13 protein-coding genes are annotated in these 9,139 nt (G+C 39.8%); 9 read left to right on the top strand and 4 right to left on the bottom strand.

Annotated elements, in window-relative coordinates:
• Positions 1 to 189: 189 nt before the first annotated feature.
• The 3 genes from CTY47_RS16495 to CTY47_RS16855 form a co-directional block, all read right to left on the bottom strand.
• The gene (locus CTY47_RS16495; RefSeq protein WP_099465879.1) at positions 190 to 690 is read right to left on the bottom strand and encodes a thioredoxin family protein; all 501 of its coding nucleotides are present in this window, start codon (positions 688 to 690) and stop codon (positions 190 to 192) included.
• Positions 691 to 1,189: 499 nt separating this feature from the next.
• Entirely contained in the window at positions 1,190 to 1,489 is a 300-nt protein-coding gene (locus CTY47_RS16490) for a hypothetical protein (protein WP_099465878.1), read from the bottom strand.
• A 66-nt stretch (positions 1,490 to 1,555) separates the two neighbouring features.
• A complete protein-coding gene (locus CTY47_RS16855; protein ID WP_143813414.1) occupies positions 1,556 to 2,575 on the bottom strand; it encodes a S24 family peptidase in 1,020 nt (339 codons plus the stop codon).
• Between the two features lie 112 nt (positions 2,576 to 2,687).
• On the opposite strand from CTY47_RS16855, the gene CTY47_RS16480 reads away from it, so the two are divergent.
• Complete coding sequence (locus CTY47_RS16480; RefSeq protein ID WP_099465877.1) at positions 2,688 to 2,927, top strand: hypothetical protein; 240 nt, start codon at positions 2,688 to 2,690, stop codon at positions 2,925 to 2,927.
• Between the two features lie 79 nt (positions 2,928 to 3,006).
• On the opposite strand, the gene CTY47_RS16475 is transcribed toward CTY47_RS16480, so the two are convergent.
• Positions 3,007 to 3,324, bottom strand: coding sequence for a hypothetical protein (locus tag CTY47_RS16475; protein WP_099465876.1), 318 nt, complete (start codon positions 3,322 to 3,324; stop codon positions 3,007 to 3,009).
• A 141-nt stretch (positions 3,325 to 3,465) separates the two neighbouring features.
• Between CTY47_RS16475 and CTY47_RS16470 the strand changes: the two genes are divergently transcribed.
• From CTY47_RS16470 to CTY47_RS16995, 8 genes are all read left to right on the top strand, one after another.
• Positions 3,466 to 3,690, top strand: a complete 225-nt coding sequence (locus CTY47_RS16470; protein ID WP_143813413.1) for a hypothetical protein — start codon at positions 3,466 to 3,468, stop codon at positions 3,688 to 3,690.
• A gap of 74 nt (positions 3,691 to 3,764) precedes the next feature.
• The gene (locus tag CTY47_RS16465) at positions 3,765 to 5,939 is read left to right on the top strand and encodes a hypothetical protein (protein WP_143813412.1); all 2,175 of its coding nucleotides are present in this window, start codon (positions 3,765 to 3,767) and stop codon (positions 5,937 to 5,939) included.
• Positions 5,936 to 6,877, top strand: a complete 942-nt coding sequence (locus CTY47_RS16460; RefSeq protein WP_099465873.1) for an ATP-binding protein — start codon at positions 5,936 to 5,938, stop codon at positions 6,875 to 6,877. The genes CTY47_RS16465 and CTY47_RS16460 overlap by 4 nt, the downstream gene beginning before the upstream one ends.
• 4 nt (positions 6,878 to 6,881) lie before the next feature.
• Positions 6,882 to 7,217: an HU family DNA-binding protein gene (locus tag CTY47_RS16455; protein WP_099465872.1), complete on the top strand. Its 336-nt coding sequence runs from the start codon at positions 6,882 to 6,884 to the stop codon at positions 7,215 to 7,217.
• Between the two features lie 67 nt (positions 7,218 to 7,284).
• Entirely contained in the window at positions 7,285 to 7,764 is a 480-nt protein-coding gene (locus CTY47_RS16450) for a hypothetical protein (protein ID WP_099465871.1), read from the top strand.
• A 9-nt stretch (positions 7,765 to 7,773) separates the two neighbouring features.
• Complete coding sequence (locus tag CTY47_RS16445) at positions 7,774 to 7,968, top strand: hypothetical protein (RefSeq protein ID WP_099465870.1); 195 nt, start codon at positions 7,774 to 7,776, stop codon at positions 7,966 to 7,968.
• A 21-nt stretch (positions 7,969 to 7,989) separates the two neighbouring features.
• Positions 7,990 to 8,634, top strand: coding sequence for a DUF3164 family protein (locus tag CTY47_RS16440; protein ID WP_099465869.1), 645 nt, complete (start codon positions 7,990 to 7,992; stop codon positions 8,632 to 8,634).
• A gap of 155 nt (positions 8,635 to 8,789) precedes the next feature.
• Positions 8,790 to 9,139, top strand: a 350-nt coding sequence (locus CTY47_RS16995) for an ASCH domain-containing protein (protein WP_158228552.1), incomplete at its 3' end; no start/stop codon positions are given.

Below are 9,139 nucleotides of genomic sequence, written 5' to 3'. Positions count from 1 at the left end.
CATACTCTTGAACTACTGATAATTTAAAGGACATGCTGTAATCCTTTTGTGTACGTCTAATGTACTTGGTTTCTGACTTTTTCATTTCGTTACTTAATTTGGTGTAACGCTATTTTAGGACTAGACAGCATAGAAATAAAAAAGGCTGTCCTCAATGAAGAGAACAGCCTTTTTGATAATAATCTTTCTTTAGATTTTCTTCAACACTTCAGTAAGTTTTTCCGGAGTCACGTTAGCTGCTACTATAACTCCTTTGTCGTTAATCAGAAAGTTTCTAAGTCCCCTTTGGAGATTATACTTCCGATACATTTCCGACTCCTTACCCAGTCCGTCATGAAATTGCGTAGATAAATCCAGTTTATCAGCCTTTATTGTTTCCGTAAATATAGACGTCTTTTCGTCCAATGAAACAGAACGCATCGCAATTTTGTCCGAACCTAATTTGTTAACCTCATTCGCCAATAACACGTTACGTGCCCTCGATTCAGCATCGTAAGCCGCCCAGAAGTTGAGCAAAGTGTAACGTCCTGAATGATTCCGGAAATTGAAATCGCTTTCATTTCCTAAAGACTCTATTCTCGGAGCAAGATCACCCGGATTCACACCCTCAGTGAGCTTAGCTTCTTTTGAACCGGCAGACATTCCTAAGAAAGCAACCGATGCAATGAGAACATAAGTTCTAATCTTCATAATGTTATTTTTACGTTAAACTTAATCGGAGAAGAAAAAACGAACTCCGACTCCTGATTTTCAGGAAGGTATATAAAGACTGTTTCTTCGCTAAGAAACATATTCTTTATCCTTAACGGCAGCAAAGATATAGTTAATTATAGGTTCCCACCAAATTATATAATATATTTCTACTTATTTACAAGCTTTTTTATATGTTTTATCGCACATATCAGCATGAATTTAACTGTTTTGCAGCATATTTTTAGCAATTTCTAATTTACAAGTCCGGATATTATGTGTTTCTCTTCCTGCCTTTTTATGGGGGGCAATACTATTAGTATAAATAGCAATAGCAGACAGTAATCAAGTAATAACGGTAAAAATCAATTAATTAACATCCGTAAAAGAAGATAGACAGGCAAAACGACAAGTATAACTGAATTGAACTGCATTTGAATTTTCAGGACGAATTTTAATAAGTTTAATGGGTTTAGTTTAACTGAGGTTCAAATAAAGATTAAATACGAGGAAGATATTTCGCTTTCCGAATCAATATATCAATTTCGGTTAACTTCTCAACAAATCGGAAGATCATCTCCTCATTTCCCTTCGGTGATTCAGACAGTTTTTCCAAATGATCCGCAATATTCTTACGGATTCGCATGTATTGAGTAACAGGCATAGATTTAGCCCACTTACTTAACGATTGTTCTGAGACATCAATCATAGCTGCTATTTCTTTTTGGGTATATTTCCCGGTTAACATAAGTTTTTCAAACTCTTTACGCTTTTCTTGTTGTTGATTTGCTCCACTCATAATTAATTGTTTTGATACAAAAATAGCACTTAAACAGGCATGCTCCAATGTTTAAGTGCTATTTCTTTATGATGGCTGGGATAGAACCTTTATCTCACGTCGCATCTGCCGGAGTTCATCCATGAAGGTTCTTTCCAAATCATCGTATTTATCTTCCAATTCGCTTACCTTATTATAATAAGTTGCATGGATATTAGGCATTTTAGCGCTTATATACCATTCTGCATACCAAATTGTATTGATTTCATTTTCCATCAAATTAAAACTGGGATAGCCCATCGGATCGGGGTTGTCTGATCGGCATACAATAAAACCATGCTCATGAAATCTGTTTTTAAGGCGTTTTACAAAGGCTCTTCCATCCGTACTGGAAACTACATATACATGCCCATCATTTATATACTGCCATTCTCCGCGGTCTAAAAGACGTATAACTAAATACCCCCCATCTTGAAGTGTTGGAACCATACTTTCCCCTTTAATGCGTACACATAAGTATGTAGAACTACCCTTTATCATTGAACGAGGAAAACGTATGCTATCTATTTCGCTTAGTTGATCCGGGTTATAAAAACCACTACCAGCCGCAACAGATATATCCACGACAGGAACATTTACCATTTCTGAATCATCAGCTATAGGAACCGGCAATTCAACGATAGTTGTACTATTCGTTTTGCCGCTATTGGGCATAAAAAAAGGGGTTAGATTACCTTTTAGGTTACCCTTAAAATCATCATTATTTATACCATTTGTTTTGCCGGTTTGAGGAGGTAAAACAGAGTTTAGGTTACAACTAGGGTTACATTTTAAGTTACAATCTTTTTTATTAATCTCATTCTTATTTGCTAAAGTAGAAGACAATATTTCTTCAAATAAAGATAACGGAAGATCATCATTAAATAACATATCTAATGCAACTCCTGCTTTATTCAAATATTGAATATATACAGTAGGTATAAATTTCTTTTTTCCGTTTTCAAGTTGACTTATGTCTCTTTGACTAAGGCTTGTTTCCTTTTCTATTTCAGTTTGACTCAATGATAATAATCTTCTAGCCGACTTTAATTTACTGTATACTAGCATATATTCAATATTTGTATATTTTTAATATTCAATTTATGTATATTTATTGTGTGATATTCAAAAAATGAATATATCTTTGTGCCAACGAACAGAACAAAAGTAATCATTCAATATGAATACGCAAGAAATTATAAACGAATTAACAAAATACGACAGGTTAGCAATTTTGGAGGCTCTCCAGAAGACTTATAGTCGTAGGTACATCGATTATATGTTCCACAATGGCCGGAAACGTACAGCTTTATTTAAGGAGACAGTAAAGGCGTATTGGGAAGGCAAACAGAAGCTAACCCAAAAAGTCGATGGACTGATTTATAAACTTAATAATAAAAAGGAGGAGGAATTAGCATAACTCCTCCTCGTAATCTTTGATAATATGGAAACATGTAGTAAAGTCGGAAATTATTTTCACCAATTGAACATTCAACTCGTTAAGAGTTACTTTGGAAAAGATCGTGCCTTTTTAACTGCTCCAAATAAGAACGGAACTCAAATTTCTTGTGAAGTAAAAAGGCTGGATCATGGTCTAGTAAAACATCTTCAAGAGAGTCAAGAGAATCATTTATGTCATTCTCCATCTGAATGATATAATTTGTAAAAACGAGAGATGCTTTGTCTGGAAAACACTCTGAAATGACTTCAAATAACAATGATTCTGTTGCATGGCATTTGTATGTCAGGATCGTTTGCTGAACAAGAATTTCGTTGATAGTATCCTGCATATTACGGATTTTGTCTGAATTATTCATATTCTAAAATATTTTAGTGTTGATGACCTAAAGTTAGGCGTATAACCAATAACCTCCAACTATCCCCGCTAAGAAAGTTAAAGGCTTGCATTTGCCGGAGCGAGACCGGCGGCGGGACATAAACAATAAAAACGATCTGATATGAAAGCTTTGATTTTACTAATAATGTCTGTTTTGATGGTCTTGTTTGCAGTAGGAGGACTACGAACGGTAGAATGGTGCCTTGACAGTGGAATACCTGTCCCTTGGCAGGCGTATGCCATGTTAGCCAGTGTGGCTGTCTGGTGTATTATAATGGCCAACATGCCAGAAAAGGATTTTAAACGGATGGGCAAATTACTGGATAAGTTATCCGGTGAAAAGTAACCAATCCCGTAAAGGTAAACAAGCCTTATTTCCGGTGCGAGTTCCGGGACGGGAACAAATAAAAAACAAATGATATGCCAGGATATAGAAACATACCGATTAATGCACCTTGCTTTTCTAACATAGCAAAGCCAGGGGAAAATGTATTCTGCGTAACAGTGCCTGAAATGGTAAAGTGTGGAATGTCAGAAAATTATTTGAAACGTTCCTTGGCTGGACACCGTAATAGTGAATTGTCTTGTTGGCCTCACCATAAGGAAGGTAAAAACGTATATCTACATTACAAAGGCTTAAAAGCAAACTACCAGGCATCTATTCGGGTCACCCTGCTAGGGAATCTTACCCCGGAAGAATGGTATGCAAAAAATGGCCGGGCGGACGAAATAGAAAAACGTTTACGCCCTTACGCCTACCTTTCAGTGGCTGATGAACTGTATTTTGATAATGCCAAATATCCAAACGGTACTAAAGTCTCATTGTCTGCCTTGGAGAAAGGGCGTGAAGCCTGCCGTTGGATTTCTCTCTTTGTCCGCTTGAATAAGAAACCTGCCATTAAGAGTTTAGGGTATAATACGACTAAAGGGCTATACGATGATGTTGTATTCCTGATTGAAAAACGGGGCATCCAATTGCCTACAGCATATTGTAAACTCCGCATGAAAATACGGGAATACCAGGACAACGGGCCGTCTTGCCTGTTGGATTTAAGGGGACAGGGGAATAAAAATGCGGCTAAAGTTTATGACGAGGAACAAACCGCCCTTTTACGTAGTATCTGTAGCCGTGGCGCCAGCTATAACAGCCAACAGGTGGCAGACCTTTATAACATGGTTGCCGAAGCCCGCGGATGGGATAAGATCAGCCGCCGGAGTGCCCTTAATTATATGAATGAATATTACCTGATTGTTAAGGCCGGACGTGATGGTTCGGAGGCTTTTAGGAATAAGCTATCCATGCAGGTACGCCGTAAACGTCCATCGGAAGCCTTGTCTTTTTGGACTTTGGACGGTTGGACAGTCGAATTGTATTACCAGAAGGAAGTAAAAGACAGCAAGGGTAAAACAATACGCACATACCAAAACCGCCTTACGGCTGTGGTTGTGCTGGATGCCTGCTGTAATTATCCGGTAGGTTATGCGATTGGTGAGTCTGAAAGCGTATCGTTGATACAGGCAGCCGTTAAAAATGCAATAGACCATTGCCAGGATGTAATGGGGGCATGTTATCGCCCCTACCAGATACAGAGTGACCATTACGGCATCAAATCTATGGGTACGATTTACAATGATGTAGCGGAATATTTTACCCCCGCCCGTGTAAAGAATGCAAAGTCGAAACCCATTGAACGGTATTTCCTGACACTTAACCGTAATTATTGCCAGTTGTTTTTTGGCAATTATAATTGGAGCGGTTACGGTATCACATCAAAAAAAGAAAGCCAGCCTAACATTGACGTGCTGAACCACAATAAAACACAATTCCCTACCAAAGAAGGCGTAATAGACCAGATAAACTGGATAATGTCAGAAGAAAGACGGAAGAAACAAGGTACATGGTTGGAAGCATGGAACCGCATGCCGGCGGAAGACCGTCTGTTGATGGATCGTGAAACATACCTGTTACGTTTCGGCTATCGCAACGAGCGTACAATCCGTTTGGAATCCGGATGTCTTACTCCTACGATTCTGGGTGTGGAACGGTCTTACGACACCTTCGACCTGGATTTCCGTAAGAACCCGCTCCAAAGTTGGACAGTAGTGTATGATGACCGCGACTTGAATAGTATTTTGGTAATGGATGACACGGAAAAACAACGTTTTGTACTAAAATCCGTACATGAGCAGCCTATGGCTTTACGTGATCGTCGTCCGGGTGATTTTGCAGCCCTCCGTGCCGTAGATGACTTTAATAAAAACACATTGGAACCTTATGTTGTGCAGGTGGCCTCAAAAGACAACGACATTACGATGAACATGTTGCAGCAAACCCGCGAGTTGGAAGGAAAGCGTGTAAACACCATGTTATCCGATAGCCGGGGACAGCATAAAGCGTGGTTGCAACATACTCCACTGGTCAAATCCGAAGAAGATTTAGTTGCTGAAATAGAAGAAAAACTCTCTTTAAAAGCCTCACAAACATTGGTTAAACAGCAGAAAAAAGAGATACGGAAAGAAAAAAAACAAGCTGAAATAGCTTATGAAGAATATCTGAATAACAAATTAGACTTAAATAAATTAAGAGACTTATGACACAGAAAGAAAAACAATCCATTATGAGTGCTGCCCGTGCTTATATGAGTGAAAAAGACATATCACAGAACGAGCTTTGTGCCCGCTCAGGTGTGAATGCTTCTTATATGGTAAATATGATGAAAGGTGATTTTACATTCATCAACTCCCGCAACGGAAACAGTAGCGAAATAAAGGATATTTATTTCAGTAAACTGGCACAGACTATCGGATTCTCTTTTCAGCGTGAATACTGGCCGATGGTAGAAACCCCACAGTTACGAGATGTTTATGCGGCTTTGCTGGAAGCGAAAGAAGAAGGAAAAACGCGCATGATCATTGGAGAAACCGGATGCGGGAAGACATATACTTTGAACCGCTTTGCGGGGGCTTATCCTAAAGGGACTTATATTGTAACATGCAGCCGGGTTGACAGGCAAACCGACCTCTTGCGTAAAATACAGGATGCTATAGGCAAAAGTTTTACAGGCACCTGCTCTTTACAAATAGACCGTATCAGCGTAGAACTAAGCCGCCGTTATGATGCCGGATTGAAACCTATCATTGTATTCGATGAAGCGGAATACCTTACTGTTTCCGGGTTGCTCAGCGTAAAAACGATCTATGATTACCTTAAAGATATGTGCAGTATCGTTTTCATCGGGACGGATGATTTACTGAATAATCTTGAGAAAACGATGCGTGTAACCGGCATGAAACAGTTTTATAGCCGCTTCAAGGCAGGGAAACGTGTTGTCCGCGCAATAGACAGGGATTTTACTCTATTCTTGAAAGACCGGGACTTTGACAAGGAATTGGTTGCCGAACTAAAAAAGGAAGCATCAAATTACCGTGAACTATCCGATTATCTGATTCCGGCTTTAAAAGAGGCCGACCGGATGGGTACGCCTCTCACGGTAGATTTATTTAAGTCTATGAATTATTTACAAAACAGATAAGATTATGATTAAGTACAAAAAAATCACAACCAGCGCTATTGCTACGCAAGTCCGTAAGGTGTCAAACGGAAGTTGTACCACAAAGGAAATTGCTGTTCTGATGGAAAAACAAATAGGTATTCCTTCCATACGGACAATGAGTGTATTGAACGCCTTTTCCGAAATTGTGACAAGCCAGTTATTGGAGGGTAAAAGTATTCATGTGGACGGATTGGGCATTTTAAACCTTAGCATCAGTTTTAGTGATGGAAAGGTTGTTGCCAAACGCCTAACAATAACACCTTCCAGTGAATTAAGAAAGCAACTCCCTACTATCGAATTTAAAGAAATAACGGAGTAATCCCGAACGGTTATTGTGGCGGGGTTCGATTCCCTGCCCGGGAACAAATCATTTAAAATTTTACACTATGGCTACACAGACAAACAAAACACATGGCCTTTTCTGGTCTTTGTTGAAAAATGTAGAAGGTTATAACTCAGCTTACAAAGATGTCATAAAAGACGGACTTGTATACAAGTATTCAGACCAAAAAACGACATCACTGAATGAGTTGTACGAGAAATATCCCGATGCTTATTGCCGTATGATAGAAGACTTGAAAGGGACTTTTACCGAAAGACAGGAGCGTTATTATGATGGGCTGGACAAAGAACGTAAGCGTGTTATTGCCGCCATTTGCGGGTGGATAGACAAGGTTGGATATAAGTTTGATAATCCATCTGAAAAGATCGTTTACGCCAAGGCTGTAGCATGCCGTGCTGCCAATTGTGCCTTGTTTAACAAGATTCCAGCCAGCCGGCTCACAGCTATTAGTTTTTTGTATAGCAATAAAACGGATGTTTGCACCGACCAGGCCGAATTAAGCTCTATCATCTTTAAAAACTAACCAATAGTTATGGTCAAGGTAAAACAAGACAGGAAAGTTACCACTCCTGCAGAACGGGAGGAAATGAAGCGCCTGGAAGAAGAAAGCGACCGGATTTTGGATTTGCTTTTCGAGAATCCAACAGACCAAAAGCTACTGGATAAGCTGAACCAGATAGATGTTGCCTATGTCCGGTTGTCGGGTGAGAAATCAATGGAGTATTAATAACATAAAACAATTACAATCATGACAGATTTAAGTAAACTATCAAGCGAAGAAATTGCAGTCCTGCTCACACAAAAACGGGAAGAAGAACGCCAGGCTGCACTGAAAAAGCGGGAGGCTTACGAAGGTATCCGTGCTGAATTGGTACAGAGGGTGTCTACAAAAGTACGTTCCGTATGTGAAGAAGTAAAAGGCTTACATGCTTTCTGTGTTGCTGAGATGGGCGCTTTCCGACAAGTCCTAGCTGAATACGGGCAACTCCGCAACGCGGAACAAATGAACTATACAGTACAGGAAGGAGACTTTAAAATTGAAGTAAAAGCTTGTAAAGTAAAGAAGTTTGATGAGCGTGCCGATGCTGCAGCAACCCGCCTGATCGAATTCCTGCAAGCATGGATTCTGGGAAAGGAAGACGGGCAAGATAACCCGATGTACCAGTTGGCAATGACCTTGCTGGAGCGTAATAAGTATGGCGATCTGGACTACAAGTCCATAAGTAAATTATATGACCTGGAAGGACGTTTCAATGACCCGGAATATTCCGCTATCATGTCCCTGTTTAAGGAAAGCCATTTGGTAGAAGGCACTTCGGTAAACTTTTATTTTTCCGAGAAAAACACAATGGGCGTATGGACACGTCTGGAGCCATCATTCAACCGGCTGTAAAACGATGTAAATCCGTAAATCTCACCCCGGGATATTGGATATATGTATGTCCCTGTGGTTGTCAGTATTCGGTATCCAGGGTGGCACGGAAAACAGAAAAATACTTTGTCTATTGCTTTGCCTGCAAACAACAAAACGGAAAATATTACAGAGTTATGATTGAAAGAATAGAATTTACAACGAATTGGAACGGTAAGCTGAACTGCAATAGCTTTACTACGATGCGACTGCATAACCCGGTAAAGTATTGCGTAGGGGCCATCAAGCAGATATACCTGCAGGGCGTCTGGAAAGGCAATGCCAAGATAATAGAGGTGCGCCGTATCTATCTGAGGGAGATCAACCGGTTTATAGCAAAACTGGACACTGGTTTATCGCCAGAAGATTGCCGCCAACTTTTCCGCACCATGTACAAGAACCGCCCCGGTATCAACTGGGAAACTCAGCTAATAGACCTCTGTCTGTTGGAATACACGAAAGAAAGTAAGGAACCTGAATTATTTAA

Origin of the sequence: Parabacteroides provencensis, from assembly GCF_900232875.1 — a bacterium.
Classification (GTDB): Bacteria; Bacteroidota; Bacteroidia; order Bacteroidales; family Tannerellaceae; genus Parabacteroides; species Parabacteroides chinchillae.
Note: the sequence above shows the minus strand (reverse complement) of the source record. Positions and strands in the feature narration are given on the sequence as shown.